Origin of the sequence: Methanobrevibacter millerae (assembly GCF_900103415.1) — an archaeon.
Classification (GTDB): domain Archaea; phylum Methanobacteriota; class Methanobacteria; order Methanobacteriales; family Methanobacteriaceae; genus Methanocatella; species Methanocatella millerae.
Genome location: NZ_FMXB01000014.1, coordinates 40,887 through 58,194 on the forward strand (window position 1 = coordinate 40,887; position 17,308 = coordinate 58,194).

19 protein-coding genes are annotated in these 17,308 nt (G+C 36.0%); 16 read left to right on the plus strand and 3 right to left on the minus strand.

The features are described 5' to 3' along the window. The first annotated feature begins 49 nt into the window (after window positions 1-49). Window positions 50-1,537 (plus strand): sodium-dependent transporter, encoded by a 1,488-nt coding sequence (locus F3G70_RS08570; protein WP_149732293.1) that lies wholly within the window; start codon window positions 50-52, stop codon window positions 1,535-1,537. A gap of 100 nt (window positions 1,538-1,637) precedes the next feature. On the opposite strand, the gene F3G70_RS08575 is transcribed toward F3G70_RS08570, so the two are convergent. Continuing rightward, window positions 1,638-1,859: a hypothetical protein gene (locus F3G70_RS08575; protein WP_149732294.1), complete on the minus strand. Its 222-nt coding sequence runs from the start codon at window positions 1,857-1,859 to the stop codon at window positions 1,638-1,640. Between the two features lie 41 nt (window positions 1,860-1,900). After that, window positions 1,901-2,806 (minus strand): hypothetical protein, encoded by a 906-nt coding sequence (locus tag F3G70_RS08580; RefSeq protein ID WP_149732295.1) that lies wholly within the window; start codon window positions 2,804-2,806, stop codon window positions 1,901-1,903. A gap of 282 nt (window positions 2,807-3,088) precedes the next feature. Between F3G70_RS08580 and F3G70_RS08585 the strand changes: the two genes are divergently transcribed. The 13 genes from F3G70_RS08585 to F3G70_RS08635 all read left to right on the plus strand — a co-directional run bounded on the left by F3G70_RS08585 (window position 3,089) and on the right by F3G70_RS08635 (window position 13,969). Continuing rightward, window positions 3,089-3,325, plus strand: a complete 237-nt coding sequence (locus F3G70_RS08585) for a hypothetical protein (RefSeq protein WP_149732296.1) — start codon at window positions 3,089-3,091, stop codon at window positions 3,323-3,325. Between the two features lie 13 nt (window positions 3,326-3,338). Further along, window positions 3,339-3,698 (plus strand): carboxypeptidase regulatory-like domain-containing protein, encoded by a 360-nt coding sequence (locus F3G70_RS08590; protein ID WP_149732297.1) that lies wholly within the window; start codon window positions 3,339-3,341, stop codon window positions 3,696-3,698. A gap of 32 nt (window positions 3,699-3,730) precedes the next feature. Beyond that, window positions 3,731-4,006, plus strand: a complete 276-nt coding sequence (locus tag F3G70_RS08595) for a hypothetical protein (protein ID WP_149732298.1) — start codon at window positions 3,731-3,733, stop codon at window positions 4,004-4,006. 71 nt (window positions 4,007-4,077) lie between these two features. After that, a complete protein-coding gene (locus F3G70_RS08600; RefSeq protein ID WP_188118127.1) occupies window positions 4,078-4,986 on the plus strand; it encodes an Ig-like domain-containing protein in 909 nt (302 codons plus the stop codon). A gap of 574 nt (window positions 4,987-5,560) precedes the next feature. Next, window positions 5,561-6,748 carry a hypothetical protein gene (locus tag F3G70_RS08605; protein WP_223166049.1) on the plus strand — a complete coding sequence of 396 codons (1,188 nt, stop codon included), beginning with the start codon at window positions 5,561-5,563 and terminating at the stop codon, window positions 6,746-6,748. A 65-nt stretch (window positions 6,749-6,813) separates the two neighbouring features. Then, a complete protein-coding gene (locus F3G70_RS12425; RefSeq protein ID WP_262492221.1) occupies window positions 6,814-6,948 on the plus strand; it encodes a hypothetical protein in 135 nt (44 codons plus the stop codon). 190 nt (window positions 6,949-7,138) lie between these two features. After that, entirely contained in the window at window positions 7,139-7,273 is a 135-nt protein-coding gene (locus F3G70_RS12430) for a hypothetical protein (RefSeq protein ID WP_262492222.1), read from the plus strand. 499 nt (window positions 7,274-7,772) lie between these two features. Continuing rightward, window positions 7,773-8,501, plus strand: a complete 729-nt coding sequence (purC, locus tag F3G70_RS08610) for a phosphoribosylaminoimidazolesuccinocarboxamide synthase (RefSeq protein WP_149732301.1) — start codon at window positions 7,773-7,775, stop codon at window positions 8,499-8,501. After that, window positions 8,502-8,768 (plus strand): phosphoribosylformylglycinamidine synthase subunit PurS, encoded by a 267-nt coding sequence (gene purS, locus F3G70_RS08615; RefSeq protein WP_149732302.1) that lies wholly within the window; start codon window positions 8,502-8,504, stop codon window positions 8,766-8,768. It abuts the gene before it with no gap. A 10-nt stretch (window positions 8,769-8,778) separates the two neighbouring features. Next, the gene (gene purQ, locus F3G70_RS08620; protein WP_149732303.1) at window positions 8,779-9,423 is read left to right on the plus strand and encodes a phosphoribosylformylglycinamidine synthase subunit PurQ; all 645 of its coding nucleotides are present in this window, start codon (window positions 8,779-8,781) and stop codon (window positions 9,421-9,423) included. A gap of 16 nt (window positions 9,424-9,439) precedes the next feature. Beyond that, complete coding sequence (cobA, locus tag F3G70_RS08625; protein ID WP_149732304.1) at window positions 9,440-10,150, plus strand: uroporphyrinogen-III C-methyltransferase; 711 nt, start codon at window positions 9,440-9,442, stop codon at window positions 10,148-10,150. An 11-nt stretch (window positions 10,151-10,161) separates the two neighbouring features. Then, a complete protein-coding gene (glmS, locus tag F3G70_RS08630) occupies window positions 10,162-11,949 on the plus strand; it encodes a glutamine--fructose-6-phosphate transaminase (isomerizing) (RefSeq protein WP_149732305.1) in 1,788 nt (595 codons plus the stop codon). Window positions 11,950-12,367: 418 nt separating this feature from the next. Next, window positions 12,368-13,969: an Ig-like domain-containing protein gene (locus F3G70_RS08635; RefSeq protein WP_223166050.1), complete on the plus strand. Its 1,602-nt coding sequence runs from the start codon at window positions 12,368-12,370 to the stop codon at window positions 13,967-13,969. On the opposite strand, the gene F3G70_RS08640 is transcribed toward F3G70_RS08635, so the two are convergent. Beyond that, window positions 13,960-15,177 (minus strand): MnmC family methyltransferase, encoded by a 1,218-nt coding sequence (locus F3G70_RS08640; RefSeq protein ID WP_149732307.1) that lies wholly within the window; start codon window positions 15,175-15,177, stop codon window positions 13,960-13,962. The genes F3G70_RS08635 and F3G70_RS08640 overlap by 10 nt on opposite strands. 58 nt (window positions 15,178-15,235) lie before the next feature. On the opposite strand from F3G70_RS08640, the gene F3G70_RS08645 reads away from it, so the two are divergent. Together F3G70_RS08645 and F3G70_RS08650 are read left to right on the plus strand one after the other, a co-directional pair. Continuing rightward, the gene (locus tag F3G70_RS08645) at window positions 15,236-15,553 is read left to right on the plus strand and encodes a hypothetical protein (protein WP_149732308.1); all 318 of its coding nucleotides are present in this window, start codon (window positions 15,236-15,238) and stop codon (window positions 15,551-15,553) included. 810 nt (window positions 15,554-16,363) lie between these two features. Then, entirely contained in the window at window positions 16,364-17,191 is an 828-nt protein-coding gene (locus F3G70_RS08650; RefSeq protein WP_149732309.1) for a hypothetical protein, read from the plus strand. Window positions 17,192-17,308: the final 117 nt, after the last annotated feature.

A 17,308-nucleotide genomic window follows, 5' to 3' on the forward strand; every position in this document is an offset into this window, starting at 1 on the left:
CAAAATGCCAATCGCAAACATTATACCTACCAAAATATAACTAATAATTATGACAGATAAAAATGAGTGGGGAAGCAACCTGTCATTCGTTTTTGCAATGATAGGTTCGGCAGTCGGACTTGGAAACATTTGGAGATATCCTTACGTGCTCTATTCAAACGGGGGAGGAGCCTTTTACATCCCGTACATCGTAGCAATTCTCATAATGGGAATTCCATTCTTAATCCTTGAGTATGGCGTCGGATACAATTTCAAGTCTTCATTTGCAAAAGCGGCAAGAAAAATCAATTCCAAATGCGAATATCTGGGCTGGTTTCTGCCGGTTGCCGTATTCATGATAATGATTTACTACTCAGCCATTCTCGGATGGGACGGAATCTATATGATGCTAAGCTTCACCAAGGGCTGGGGAGCCGATCCTAACAATTTCTTTACCACAACGCTTCTTCAGTCTTCAGACTCATTCATGGGACTTTTGAACTTCATTCCGGTAATAGCTGTTGCAATGCTTGCCGGATGGATTATAATCTGGTTTATCTCACACAGGGATTTGGAGCAAGGTCTGGGAAAGGTATCAAAGATTTTAGTCCCATTATTATTCATAATAATGATTATAATTGTGGCATTTTCACTTACATTGCCCGGTGCGTCAATCGGCCTTGCAGAGCTTTTCAATCCGGACTGGTCGCTTCTGACTCATTTTGAAATCTGGATGGCTGCATTCGGCCAGATCGTGTTTTCCTTAAGCCTCGGCATGTCAATAGCGTTTACCTATGCAAGCTACGTTAAAGATGACGCCGATTTGATAACAAACACAATTTCAATAGCTCTTGCAAACTCATTATTTGAAAACTTCGCAGCTTTAGGGGTCTTTTCCATTCTGGGCTACATGTCACTTCAGTCAGGAACTCCGGTGGCGGATCTGGTTTCACAGGGAACCGGTCTGGTATTTATTGTCTATCCGACGGTTTTCAACGTTTTAGGCCAGTGGGCATACGTTTTAGGACCGCTATTCTTCCTGACAGTTTATCTGGCAGGCCTTACAAGCATCCTCTCCACAATCGAGCCTTTGTCATTTTCAATACAGAACAAGTTCGCATCTACAAGGTCAAGAACCATGACTGCGCTCATCATAGTCGCTGCGGCAATATCCATGATTTATGCAACCTCGTTCGGAGGGTCCCTTTTAGGCTTTGTCGATACCTTCATCAACCAGATTGCATTGCTTTTGGGTGTTGTCATTGAATGCATTGTCTTTGCCTGGATATTCAAGGTCGAAAAGCTAATCGATTTTTTAAATTCCAAAAGCAAAACAATAAAATTAGGCAAATGGTGGCTTATTATCGTCAAGTACATCCTTCCGATTTTCATTTCAATCATCTGGATTGGGGGAATGTTTGACGTTGCAAAAAGCGGTTCATATGAGCAGCTGACGTTCACGGTTATCTCAGCGGCAATACTTCTTTCGGCCACTTTAATCTTCACGATTCTTCCCGCAAAGAACCCCGACTGGGATGAGGCTGAAGAAAGGGTTTGATTTAAAAGTAAAATTAATTGATTTAGTGTTCAAATGGTTGAACACTAGTTTATAAATAACTGTTCAAATACTTGAACACTATATTCAAAAATTGATATTTCTAAAATTGAATGTCTATTTTGAATTTCTGTGTTTTAAGGATTTTTTCAAGTGGTATGTCGTATTGTGCGCTTATTTCTTCGGGTGTGTTTTTTTCAAGGAGTTTTAGCATGATGTTTTCTTCTCCTTGTTCTATTCCTCTTTTTTCGGCTTGGTCTAATTTGTTTGCAAGCAGTACGTTTGCAAATTGTTCTTCAAATGGCCTTAATTTTAATGCTGACATGTTGAAACCCTTTAATATGTTGAATATCTAAATTGGTGTATCTATTTAGATTCTTCTATTTTGCGAATTTTTTCAAGTGGTATGTCGTATTGTGCGCTTATTTCTTCGGGACTGTTTTTTTTAAGGAGTTTTAGTATGATGTTTTCTTCTCCTTGTTCTATTCCTTGTTCTTTTCCTTGTTCTTTTCCTCTTTTTTCGGCTTGGTCTAATTTGTTTGCAAGCAGTACGTTTGCAAATTGTTCTTCAAATGGTCTTAATTCTAATGCTGACATATCTAAACCTCCAACTGCTTCTATTAATTGTTCTTCATCTTCCACATGCCTTCCAACCCATAGTCTCAGGCATTTCTTTGCTACATATAATACCCATTCGTCGCCAATTACATGTTTGTATAATTTAACGCATTCAAGTATTGTATCAACAAAGTTTATATCATTTTGGTACTTTGGAAGCCAAATCAAATCAAGAATCTCAAATGCACTGCATTTTTCTTGTTTTTCTATTTTGTATTTGAGATTATTTAATCTTATGCTTCCACATCTTTCTTTTGATTTAATCCATTTTGGATTAAAAAACATTAAATCATTGGCGAAATCAACTTCTTTGATGGGTAAGTCTCCTGTGTAGAATATGAATGGTTCCACATATCTTTTTGTTGCTGCGTGTGTGCTGATGCAGTACTCATAATCCCTTCTCATCAAATCAGCATCAATGCTTGAATGATGTTCAATATTTATCAGATTCCCGTTTTTTCTTTGTCTGACGGAATCTAAATTCAGGTTCTTATATCTTTCGGATACAAATCTTGACTCATATCCTCCAACAATATCATCTAATTTCGTTAGATATTCCGGATATTCCTCTAATTGGGACATGCAAATGATATGAATCTCATCTTCAGCATCACTTCGAACAGGGACATATTTGCCTTTAATTTCTTTTGCCATATGTATTCCTCATTTTAATTTTACACATGTTTATATTGGATTTAAAGCCTTATAAACCTTTGTTTTTTCAATTAAATTATGTTGTGAGGTAAATATTGCTTTTACTGAGTAAAATTGTCCTGTGTTTGTAAAATTGACCTCATCGAGTAATATTTCATTAAATGGTAATTATTGTCATCACAAGTAAAAGTCATTTCAAGCAATAATTTAATAACATAGTAAAATCAAATTACTCATCAAGGATACTAATTATCTTGTTAAAGCATTCTATGGAGGTCTGTAATGAACGGTAAAAATCCAAATGATTCAAGCGTTTTAGTATCTAACTTGACAGATTACGATTCAGAAGATGAAAATATAGTTTCAGAAGAAATTAAATTCAATCATCAGGCCGGAAGCGGACATTATAGGGAAATCCAATATAAAGACGGCGGATTCAGACAATTCGACGTTGATACCGGCAAGCTGATTGGCTCGTCTTACGAATCAGACCAGAAATATCTGCCTAAAATGGAATAATCGAGGTGAAAATGTGAATAAAAAGATTATCTTTGCGCTATTGATATTTGTGTTTGCATGTTCCTTTGCATATGCCGCTCAGGCAAGCCAAATTGAGATTACAAGTCCGGATACCCTTAAAAACGGTGATTTCTTTAACTTAACCTTAACTGCAAAAGACGGTTCTCCAATTGCCGATCAGGTAGTTGACATTATCGTAATTGCAGAAAGCGGTGAGCAAAACCATATTAACTTCACCACTGATAAGGACGGTAAGTTAGGATTTGGTATTGCAGGCGTAAATCCTGGCCAATACACTTTCAACTGTACCTTCAACGGTACCGCTGACTTTGAAACCTGCAATGCATCTCAAAAATTAACTGTGACCGCATAGTTAATTTTTAAATTTTTTATTTTTTGATTTTTATGATTTTAAAGGACATATTGGATTATTTTGACATTAATGTCAAGCTGCCCGAATACCTGTACTGTGAGACGTTCAGCGACGTTTTCCTAAGGGGCGAGCTTAAAAAGGAGAATGGCAGATATATTATCGTTGCCGAAACCCGAAAGGATGTTATCCACACCATGATTATCGATTCAGGTGATGACTATCCCGTTGTAATATCATCCGAGCTTCCAAACGGCAAAACCAACGGCATCAAGTTTTCTAAAACCGAAGGCGATTTGACCTACATTTAACTTATTTTGCAAAAGCTTATTAAAGTGTAATTCGAATAATTAGAATTATGAGAAAATCTAGTTTATTTTTAATGTTTTTAATTTTCCTTCTGGCTTTGGGTTTTGCGGCCAGTGAGGAAGTTAAGGATGAAAAAATGTCTTTTGATTTGATTTTTAATACGAACGTCTTAAATGATACTTTAGAGATTCATGTTGTCCTGCCCCATGATGCGACAGGAAGCGTCCTCTATACAATCGACGGCAAGGATTACAGGGTCAACGTCAAAAACGGTGATGCACCATTGAACGTCAGCGATTTGAATCCGGGCAAATATGAGCTTAAGGCCAATTATTCCGGTAATGGAAACTACTCTGATATTGAAAATAAGACAATGGTTACGATTCCTGAAGTGGGTAAGCTTGCGCTGGGTGACAATTCCACAAATAACGATACCAATCCGGTAAAAAACGTTACAAATAAAACTAATAATGTAACCAATAAGACGGATTCCAAGAATGTCACGAATAACGTTACAAATAAGACTGATTCCAAAAATGTTACAAATAACGTTACTAATAAGACCAATACTAAAAATGCTACTAATCTGTTAAATAGCGTTACCAATAAGACTAAAAATACTACTAATCTGTTAAATAACGTTACCAATAAGACAGATTCCAAAAATAACACAAATCCGTTGAAAAACATTACAAACAACACTGCCAATCTCTTAAATAACGTTACCAACAAGACTAACAATACAGTTATAAACAATAATACGACTGTTGTTGTCACGGACAATCAGACCGCAAACAATACTGCAACCGGCAACGATAAAGGAGTTGATAATATTTCAGAAGTGGCCCATAATTCGCCAAAGAAACCTAAGATCAATCAAAATAATAACCCGTACAAGCTGGATGCTAAAACGGGTATTCCAATCGCATTAGTTATACTCGCTATAGCTATATTCTTAGGAGTTAAAAGATATAATTTGTAAAAAATGAATCGAAATTATCATATTAATTTCGATACTTCTTTTTTTATTTCAACAAAAAATGAGCCGGTGGGTGGTTTACTGATTTTACTTGCTTTTTAGAGTATTGATTTTGGAAGGTAATTTTTTGCTGATTTTTAAAGTTTCAACAGTTTGCTTTTAATAATTTTCAACATCTACATGTCTTAGATGAAAAATATTGATTTTACATGATGATGTTTTCAAATAGCATTTTGCTGTTATGATTATGGGTTATTTTTTTAGAGTATGCTATTTAATTGAAGCTAATTTGATTTAATTTGAGTGTTTTTCTTTTCGGATTTTCTAATGTATTATAATGTCTGTTTTGATTTGAAGTATTTTAATCTTTTTTTCCCTGCTGATTAAATTTTCACCTTTTCATTAGAATATTGATTTAAGGAGGTTATATTATCTGAAAAGAAACTAGCTACTTTATATACTACTTTGGAATTATATATTTTCGTAAATTTGATATTTGCTGGCATTTGCATCTTGACTTTTAATGGTCTTGATGTTTATCAAATCTTGATATTAATTAGTTTAAAAGCGTGATAATATGACATCAGAAGTGTTAACTATGAATAAAAGCGCTATTGCTATGGCGGCTGATAGTGCGGTGACGGTAAATGGAAGTAAAACATATAATGGAGTAAATAAATTATTCATGCTCTCTCAGGATAATCCTCCAATGGGCATGATGATTTACGGATCAGCGGATTTTGAAAAGATTCCGATGGAAACATTAATTAAAGAATATCGCAAAAGAACAGATTTTGAGGAAAAAGATATTATTTCAATTAAAGATGATTTCTTAGAATTTTTGGGCAAAAATACTCCAAATTCGGATTTCGAATCAATGATTGAATCAGGATTAGAATTATTCAAACCCCTTATTGTTCGTCAGATGGAAAATTATGAAGGTTCTTTGGTTGATTTTTTAAAATCCAGAGTTACTCAAGATTTGCCGGACTTTTTAAATGACTATAATCAGATTATAAAACAATACGATAATGAATTTGAAGAAATCATTCCTGATTATGTTGAAGATGAGCATCATGATGAAATTGTAACTTTATTGAAAAATATCTTTTTCAATTATTTAATGAGAATGGGCACTGGTATTGTTATTTCCGGTTTTAATACTCAAGATCTCTTTCCTTCAGTTGTAAAATTTAACATATGTCTAAATAATTCTGGGAAAATAGAAATTGTTGATTATGAAGAATTGATTAATTATGATGGAAGTGGAATATTTCCTTTTGCCCAAAAAGATGTTATAAATACCTTTTTAACAGGCATTGATTCAACTATGGAGAATGCAATTGTAGAACTATTTAGTAATTTTCTTGATAATCATCTGGAAAAAATACGTGTAGAGTTTAATTCAAATGATGAAATTAAAAATAATTATCTATCTCTAGTTAATCAAATTTTAGATAATTTTTCTATGAGTTCTGATATTGGGGTGGAGGAGTTTATAAGAGATATTGCAAAATTAAAAGATAATTATGCATATCCTATTTTAAATTCTGTGGCAGTATTACCAAAGGAGGAATTAGCTAACATGGTAGAATCTCTAATTCGCATTACATCTTTAAAGCGTAAAATGGATTCAAATTTGGAAACTGTTGGTGGGGATATAGATGTATCTATTATTTCTAAAGGAGATGGTTATATTTGGAAAAAGAAAAAACATTATTTTGATGTGGAGTTGAATCCGCAATTTTTTAATAAAAATAAGTAAATAATATAATTTAAATAATATTGTATTCATATAGAAACATAATGATATATATTTAAGGTGATTAAATGGTAATATATTATGCAAAAGAGGATCCTAAATATGAATTTTTTGATGAAATAGCTTTTATAAATTTAGCTATAAAATTATCTAATGAATCATTTGAGAAATTTATTGAAGAGTTTGATAAGAGGAAACATTGAGTATTTTAGTGTTTTTTTTAGAGTATGATATGTTATTTCATACTTTTTAATAATTTTTGCTTGTTTTTTTGTGTTTTAGTAAAGTATTAATATTGCTTGAAATATAATTTATTTGGTGATAATTTTCTTTTTTAAGAATTATGCCATTACCATAGATTTTGTGTTTAATTAATAGTTTTTAGGTGATTACATGGTAATATATTATGCGAAAGAGGATCCTAAGTATCAATTTTTTGATGAAATAGCATTTAGAAATTTAGCAATTAAAATATCTAATGAATCTATTGAAAATATTAGAAAAGAGTTGGATAAGAGGAAAGATTGAGTATTTTAGTGTTTTTTTAGAGTATGATTGTTATGTCATACTTGTTATCTATTTCATAAACAAGTGATATTGATAAAAAAATTAACAAGTCTGATTTAGCAATGCTCCCAAAAATGGACTCTTCACGACCTATCGTCAAATCAAAACTACACTTAATAATTTTGATACTTTTTTTATTATCTATTAATTTAATTAATCCTATATTTCAGTTACTTGATTTCAGCAGAAATTTCCAAAAGATGGGCTCTTTTTACAGCTTAAATGGATAATAATAAGCACTTAATTTAAACAAATAAGGATATATTTAATTTTATATGCTAATCAAGCAATAATTAAAATTGAATGGCTAAAACAACGAATATATCATCCATAAAAACGGAATTTTTTTTCAAAAATCAGATTTCAAATCAGCAAGTCCGAATTATCCATTAATTAATATTATATAAGATTTAAAACAAAGTTAATTGTATAATAATTCAAAAATTAATTTGTTGATATCATGGAGAAAAAAGAGTTAATTAACCAGGGTAAAGTGAAAAGTGTTTTCACCACGGATAATGCCGATGAGGTCATTATCGAGTTTCGTGACGATATGACTGCCGGTGACGGCGCTAGAAAAGAGGTCATGACCAATAAGGGCGCTTACAATGCAGTCATTTCAGCTAAAATCTTCAAGGTTTTGGAAAATGAAGGTGTTGAAACGCAGTTCATCGATTTACCAGAAAACAATGTAATGTTAGCTAAAAAGCTTGAAATGATTCCTATTGAAGTCATTGTAAGAAACATAGCTACCGGAAGTTTAGTTCGTAAATATCCGATTGAAGAAGGTAAAAAACTGGATCCTCCAATCGTGCAGATGGATTTCAAGGATGATGAGTACCACGATCCTATGCTTAACGATTCGCTGATTCAGGCATTGGGCATTGCCACTCCCGAAGAGGTCGACATCCTGACCGAAAAGGCATTGAAAATCAATGATGTCCTGACTGAATTTTTCAAGGATGCAGGCATCATTCTGGTCGATTTCAAGGTTGAATTCGGTAAGGATTCACAAGGTAACATCCTATTGGGTGATGAGATTTCCCCTGACGGATGCAGGCTCTGGGATGCTGAAACCCTGGAAATGCTTGATAAGGAACTGTTCAGAGAAGGCAAGGATTCAGAAGTCATGGATGCCTACGTTGAAGTTTACAATAGAATTATTCCCGATGATGAAAAGGTGATTTAAATGTTATTTGATATAGAAGTTAAAATTTCTCTTAAAAGCGGTATGTTGAACCCTGAAGCCAGTACAATCGAAAGGTCTTTAGCCTTATTGGGCTATGAAGTCAAAAACGCCAAGACCGTTGACATTATCAAGTTCCAGATGGAAGGCGAAGACAGGGAAGTAATCCGTGAAAACGTCGTTGACATGTGTGAAAGGCTTTTGTGCAATCCTGTAATTCACAATTATAAGATCAACGTTATCCCACAGAATATGGCCTGCGGTAAATAAGGTGGTTTAAGTGAAAATCGGAGTAATTAGATTTCCCGGAACCAATTGTGACAGGGACGTGGCCCACGCCATAGAACTGGTCGGCATGCAGGCAGAATACGTCTGGTGGAACAGCGACGATTTGACTGACTTTGACGGCGTTGTCATTCCCGGTGGATTTTCATACGGAGACTACTTAAGGGCCGGCGCAATGGCATCAATAACTCCCGTAATCGATGGAATCAAGGCGCTGGTTAAAGAGGAAAAGCCTGTTTTGGGAATCTGTAACGGAGCTCAGATATTGGGTGAAATCGGACTTGTTCCAGGAATTTTCATCACGAATGAAAACCCTAAATTCAACTGCGAATGGGTTGACCTGAAGGTTTCCTCAACAAGAACTCCCTTCACAAAGGATTTCAAGAAAGGACAGACCGTCAAGATTCCTATTGCCCATGCGGAAGGCAGGTTCTACACCGAAAACATTGACCTGTTAAAGGATCAGGACCAGATTGTATTGCAGTTCAAGGACAGAAACCCTAACGGTTCAATGGAAGCAATCACAAGCGTCTGTGACGAATCAGGACTTGTATGCGCAATGATGCCTCACCCTGAAAGGGCCTGTGAAGAGATTTTGGGCTCAACGGACGGATTGAATTTCTTTAAGGGATTTTTATAGACAAAAAGTGATTTAAATGGTAGTTTATTTAATCGGTGCCGGACCCGGAGATGCGGACCTGATAACTCTAAAGGCGGTAAAGGCTTTAAACAAGGCCGATGTTGTTTTATACGATTATCTGGCCAATGAGGAAATATTGGCACATGCTCCTGAAGACGCTGAAAGGATTTATGTCGGAAAGAAAGCCGGTGAACACTACAAGACCCAGGATGAAATCAACGAGTTAATTATCGATGAGGCCAAAAAGCATGAAAACGTTGTAAGGCTTAAGGGCGGTGACCCATTTGTCTTCGGCCGTGGCGGAGAAGAGATACTGGCATTAATGGAACATGATATCAAGTTTGAAGTTATTCCTGGCGTAACCTCAGCTATCGGTGCGCCAACGTCACTGGGACTTCCTGTAACTCACAGGGCGGTTGCAACGTCACTTACAATCGTAACCGGTCATGAAGACCCGACCAAGCCTGAAAGTCAGGTGCACTGGGACTATACTGCCGACACGTTAGTTATATTAATGGGAATAGGCAATATTAAAGAAAATACTTCTGAGATTATGAAGTACCGTGACAAGGACACTCCGGTATGCGCTATAGAAAGCGGCACCCTGCCTGATGAAAACGTTATATTTGGCACGTTAGAAAATATTTCCGAAAAGGAAATCAGGACTCCGGCCATTTTAATCATAGGGGAAGTCGTAAAGCTTTATGAGGATATTTATAATTATTAATTGGTGTTAACATGTGTGGTATTGTTGGTTGTATATTGAAGGATAATGATAGTAATGCTGCCCCTATTTTATTTGACTGCATTTCAAAGCTTGAATACAGGGGATACGATTCCATAGGGCTGGCTACTTATGAAAATGAAAATATTTACGTTAAAAAGGACGAAGGTAAAATCAATGAGGTTAACAAAAAGCTTGATTTGCCGGACATGCCGGGAAGTTTTGGCATAGCTCACGTAAGGTGGGCTACACATGGCGACCCTTCAAAGCTTAACGCTCATCCTCAGCTTGACGAGGAAAATGAGATTGCAGTGGTTCACAACGGAATCATTGAAAACAATACGAAGCTTAAAGAGGAGCTTATGGCTGAAGGACACACTTTCAGATCTGATACCGATACCGAAGTAATTCCTCATCTGATTCAGAAGTTCATGGATGAGGGCCTTGATTTGGAGCATGCGGTTAGAAAAACCATAGAAAAGCTTGAAGGGGCTTACGCAATAGCTGCAATATCCTTAAGGGAACCTGACAAGATTGTTGCAACCCGTAAGGACTCTCCATTGATTGTGGGGCTTGGTGAAGACGGATATTACCTTGCATCCGATTCTCCCGCAATATTAAAATACGCAAGAGACATAATCTATCCTGAAAAGGGAGAAATCGTCATTTTGGATAAAAGCGGTGCTGTCGTTCACGACGAATTCGACAATGTAGTTAACAAGGAGATTGACACCATCAACTGGACGCCTGAAATGGCTGAAAAGGAAGGATACGACCACTTCATGATTAAGGAAATCAACGAACAGGCAACTGCTGTTAGAAACACCCTAACCCAAAGGGAAAACATCGAAAATATAATTAAAGACTTTGATGACATCACAAGAATTTGCTTTGTGGCCTGCGGAACCTCATATCACGCTTCACTTACTGGAAAGTACTTGATTGAATCTCTTGCCGGAATCCCGACTGACGTGATTTTAGCATCAGAGTTCAAGTTCTCACAAAAGACATTGAATGAAAATACATTGGTCATTTTCATTTCTCAGTCCGGTGAAACTGCAGATTCTCTGAAGGCGCTGGACGTTGCAAACGAAACATCAAAGACTCTAGGTATCGTTAACGTTGCAGGTTCATCAATCACAAGAAGAGCACAGTATGTCATACAGACCCAGGCAGGTCCTGAAATAGGCGTTGCCGCAACGAAAACCTACGTTTCACAGCTGACGGCAATCTATTTATTTGCTGCACTGATGGCAAAGGACGAAAACCTATTAAACGAGCTCAATAATGTTCCTGATTTCATTGATGAGGTATTAAAAGACGTTGAGTCAATAAAGTCAATGTCTAAAAGGTACAATTACGCAAAGGACTTCTTCTACCTTGGAAGGGGCTACTCATACCCGACTGCTCTTGAAGGAGCCTTGAAATTAAAGGAAATCTCATACATTCACGGCGAAGGATACGCTGCAGGAGAGCTCAAGCACGGCCCTCTGGCACTGATTGATGAGGGAATACCTGTTGTTGTCGTTATTCCTCCGGGAGATTCCCACAAAAAGACAATGAGCAATCTTGAGGAAGTGAAATCACGCGGTGCAAGGGTATTGGCATTCGGTGCAGCTGATGATGAGGAACTTGCCCTGAAGGCTCCTGAAGTCTTTAAAATCAACCCTGAAGTTTCTGAAATTATCGCGCCCCTGGTCTATATTGTGCCGCTTCAGTTATTGTCATACTATATTACAATCGAGAAGGGCTTTGACCCTGATAAACCAAGGAATTTGGCGAAATGTGTAACTGTGGAATAAGGACTTTAATTTCCAATTCCATTAATTTCCTTTTTTTATTTTCATTTTAAAATAATATTATCTCTTTTTTATCCAATTCTTTTTTTCGAATATGGTCAATAAGCCAGTCATTGAACATTATTCAGTCATTTCAGATTTAATAAATAAGCACTAAATGACTTTAAAATTGATAAATACTCATTAATTGATTGTTTCTATAAACTACATAAAATATGCTATATATCAATTCCCTTTAATTTTGCTTTATTTGGGCTATTTGGCTTTATTTATCGGCTTTTTGAAAATAAAAAGCTTTTTATAAGAAAACCTTCAAACACTTTATGTACCCGATACAAAACCAGATTTTGTATTGATATGTTAACGAGGTTAATACATGTTTAACAGAAAAATTAATTTATTATTTATAACGCTTGTTTTCATGTTGTCAATATCAGCTGTTGCAGCAGTTGACATAACTAACAGCACTGATGATATTGAAACAAGTGATGCGGATGAAGAACCCCCATCGGGGATTTCTTTAAATGTATCAGATAAGATATCCATTAGTCAGGACGACTATTCTTTAGAGACTATGGATTTATTAATGTATTATAAGAACGGATCAAGGTATCAGGTAACATTAACGCAAGGCGATAATCCTTTGCAAAACGCTACAGTGATTATCAACGTTGCAGGTGTCGATTATGCCAGGGTCACTGATTCTAATGGTGTTGCATCTCTTGCAATCAATCTGAATCCGGGAAACTATTCCGTTTCCACCAGATACAATTATGAATTGAGCTACATCAGTCTGGACAGTGACATTGAGATTCTGCCTACATTATCCGGTGGAGATGTAGTTAAGGTCTTTAAAAACGACACTCAATACTATGCCAGCTTCTTGGACAGGAACGGAAATCCTTTAGCCAACACTGAAGTTACTTTCAACATCAACGGCGTATTCTACACCCGTAAGACCAACGAAAACGGTGTTGCACGATTGAACATCAACCTTAACTCCGGTGAATACATATTGACTGCGATTCATCAAAACGGTCTGATGTGTTCCAACAGGATTACGGTTCTTCCTTCAGTAAGCGGATCCGACGTTACGAAGTTTTATAAAAGCCAGACTCAATATTATGCAGGCTTTTTGGATGCCACAGGCAATCCTCTGGCCAATAGTGATGTTACTTTCAACATCAACGGCGTGTTCTACACAAGAACTACCAACGAATACGGACTGGCAAAGCTGAATATCAATCTCTTGCCCGGCCTTTACGTTTTAACTGCAATTAATCCGATAAACGGTGAAATGACATCAAACATTGTAAGCGTGCTTCCGACGATGATTACTTCAGACGTTGAAAGCGACAGCTTTAACTGTTCATTCAACGTTATTCTGATTAACGATGACGGTTCTGTGGCTTCAAACAAGGAAATGAAGATTTGCGTTGACGGTGAAGAATACTACGTCACAACCAGCGCATACGGTATCGCTTCCCTTGAGCTGAACCTGTCAAGTGGAGTTCATGACGTTAAATCCTGTGATTTATCAAATGGGCTTGAAATATGTAATATAATTAATATAACCGCTGTAGAGGAAATTGAAGAGGAAAACGAAACTGTTGTAGTTCATGAAACTCTGTATTACTCAATTTACGGTGTTTCACCTGACAACAAAACCATAATGGCTATCGGAAGACCTTCAGCTCCCGGCGAGCTTTCAGAATACGGATACAAGTTCTACGTGACAGTATTTGAAAGGGTATGTCCATACTGCGGAAGCTCAGAGCTCTACTGGAGCATTTTCTGGGCAGGTGATGAAACCACAGATTATGGTGTTTTCCCTGCAACCGGATATAAGGAAGGCGGAAGCGCCGAAGGCCATATCTTCTGTGCAAACTGTGACGCCGACTGGAGTATTTTCGGAAACGAGCACGTATATGACGGAACAACATTGAATGTCATATCCGAATCAGTTTTATCCTCAAAAGCAGCAGCTTACATGTTAAAAAATGGTGAGATGATTTACGAATAATCGCCGTTTTTTACTTCTTTTAATTTTTTAGCCATATCCAATATTCTATTTCTTGAATTCTTTTCTAAATCCTGTTTTTCTGAGTATGTGTTTTCTATTTCGACGATGTATTTGGCTTCAGCAGATGTCGTTGAAGGAATGTTCATTTTAGCGAGATTTCTCTCGACGCGCCTTTTAAGCTTCTCGTCATCCATTTCCTGTGCCAGAAATATAGGCGTTTTAACCGCTGATGAAATCTTTTCCGTGTGCCTTTTGGCGTGCCTTTCCTCGGTTCTTTTATCCAGAATGTATTCGCTTGAGTTGTCAAGACCGGGATCTCTGAACGGTATTCCAACGTCTGATAGGGCAATTCTTATCTCATCGTTTTTAGGAAGTGCCGTATCAAGCATTTCCTGGGAGGGGCTTGCAAGGGTTCCTCCCTGCTTTCTGCCGAAAATGGGTCCAAGGCCGATATAAAAGTCAGCCTTAATGAAACCCGCCCTTACCGGCGCTGCTGATGTATAGGTTGCAACAATGCCCGTGTCTTTAATTATCCTTCTGAACTGCTTAAAGAATTCAAGCGAGAACAGTTCCGGAGCCATGTTCTGGCTGAAGGGATCAAGAAATATTGCGTCATAGCTTTTATCATCAAGCCTTTGGACGGTTTTTCTGGCATCCTCGATGTAGACGTTAATGTCAATGTTAGATGGAATCTCTGCCGTTTCAAGTTCCAATGTTGCATAATCTTGTTTAATCAATTCATTTTCAATGGCCTTTCGGGTAATGTCATGTGCTTTAATCGGTGACGGCACCAGAAGCCCGCAGGCTAAAGTGGCGGCTGAAATCTCAACCATGTCTATTTTTAGGTTGGAGTCCTCAGAGTGCTTTAAAAAGTCATCAATCGCCGCTGAGCTGTTGTATCCGAGTCCTGCGCAGATGTCTAAAATGGTGATGTCTTTGGTGTAGTCGAATTTCATCGGTTTGATAAATTTCTCAAATGCCTCACTAATTGCACCTGTAGATGTATGTAGCGTTTCAATTTTATGATTTATTTCCTTTGAGTTAATAGAATAGGATCCATCGTCCGTTAAAACAAAGTAATTGTTGTAAGTATCAAAAAAATTGAGCCTACTTTCATTATTTCGACTACTTCTTTCCTCATCGAAACATCGATTAATCAAATCGAAGATATCGTCATTAATTACCCGGGCGTTTTTTTCATAATCCATTGTATCAATTATAATTTTAACTTCAACTGTTAAATAGTTTTATTTACATAGTAATGTTATGGCTTCGGAAATAATTGAAAATATTGCGGAACTTTTTGAAAAGCTGGTGCTTTGGGGATGTCACTTTGTTGTTTCAAGCGTAGAAAACCGTGATAACAAATCATTCGCTTTAATTCTTTCATTTCTCTTCCCGGGAATCGGAATTTTATATTTGGGAAACCTTCCTAAAGGTCTTACAATATTTTTCGTAACAGTCATTCTTGTTCCGTTAAGGATTTACTCAAGCTTCGGTCTGATGTTTTCGGTATTATCCTTCGTAATTTGGCTTTACGGTTTGTATGCAACCAATATGGAGTACAAAAAACTTTATGGATAATCAGTTATCTTAATGAAAACATTTCTTAAAGCGATTGTTTATTAATTAGAGTCATGTCAATTAATGTTTGCTGATTTTAATTTAAATTACATTTTATATTTTAGTGTTAATCATCCTTAGGCCTTTAGAATTATTTTTCGATTATCAAGCTTAATCTGGTTAAATCAGGTTTAAACTAAGTTGTTTTTGATAAATTAAGCTCCATTAATCCGATTTTGGCTGAAATTAACTTAAAGTTTACTGATGTTACTTTTATCACCGAAACATTAATGGCTTTAATTTTGGCTTTTGGGTTTCTTAAAGTTTTCAGATTCCTTTAATTTAACTGAATCCCTTTAAAAAAGCTTTTCAATTTTAAGGGCTTTTTAAGATTGATTCGGTATTTTTCAATAAATTTTCAAATAAATGAGAAATCAACGTTAATATCTGATTAAAAAAAGCTTAATTAGGCGATAATTAACTTGATAAAGTAATCAATGCCTATTTCACCATCGGCACAATTAATCAAAGATACTCCCAAATTAACTAACTTCAGGTTACTAAAACAGGATTTGGGGACTTTTAAGACATTTGATTTTTCGCCTGAAATCGTTTTTTAGGCATTTTTAGCCCATTTTTAAATGAAAAACTTTATATACTACTTTTTTACTAAGGATTACTAACAATCTTAAGAAAATTCAAGGATTTGAGAAAAATTCTTTGATAAAATTTCATGATAAATCATGATTAATTCTTGAGGTTGGAGTTAAAAAAAGCGAGGTGAAAAGCATAAGAAATAACAGAAATATTGTACTGATGTTTTTGATTGTTATGTTATCTTTCGCTATAATCTCGGAGGTTTCAGCTGCTGCGCTTGACGACGCTGAACCTGAAGAGTCGGGATTGAAAGTTCCTATTGAATCAGAGGGAACTTCATGCGAAAGATTAATTGATGTTCCTGGCGAACATTCAATGGACGACATTCACTCCCATAATGATCAAACTTCATTTGGTTGCGCTCCGCTGGAGCGTGAAAACAAGAATCTATACGAACTCAAACCGGCAGCTCATGAAGCTGAAATAAATAATGCAATTGAAGGTGAAAAGATGAATAATTCTCCTATAATCGATTTAAACGTCTCCCATTCAGGATTTGATGAAAATATTCCTCCTATCAAAGAAGAGACTAATGATATCATGTCTGTATTAATCGGACTGGACAACATCTGCGTTGCATTCAAAAACAGCAGAAACAATACGCACAATATATTGAAGGAATTCAATGGGGTCTTGCCTCAGGAATTATCTAAAGACATTGTTTTTGATGATAATTTCACTTCACAAAACAATCCTGCCGGAAAAAGGAGTAGCCTGTCTCAATTTGGAGGGGATTTGCCATTCAAAAACATAACTCATAATGATTTTCTCCCCTTAGAAAACATCTCCCTTGCAAAAAGCGGGTTACCTGAAGTTGAAAATGCTCTTTCCAATGGTGTTTCTACCTATTTTCCCAACATATGCATTTTTCCATTTAGATTTGATAATTTCCTCCCAGAAATTAATAAAACAAGGACAAACACGTTTCCTTCAAAAACACACCTAAATTTAAGTGAAATGCCTGACGGAAAAAGCATGGCTTCAAAGATGTATTTGATGTAAAGGTTTAGATTTATTTTAAACCTTTTTTCTATTTTTTTTACAATTTAAAAGCAATACTCTTTTGAAAATGAGTTAAATTTAAATAATTTCCATTAAATAAATTAATTCTAACTAACT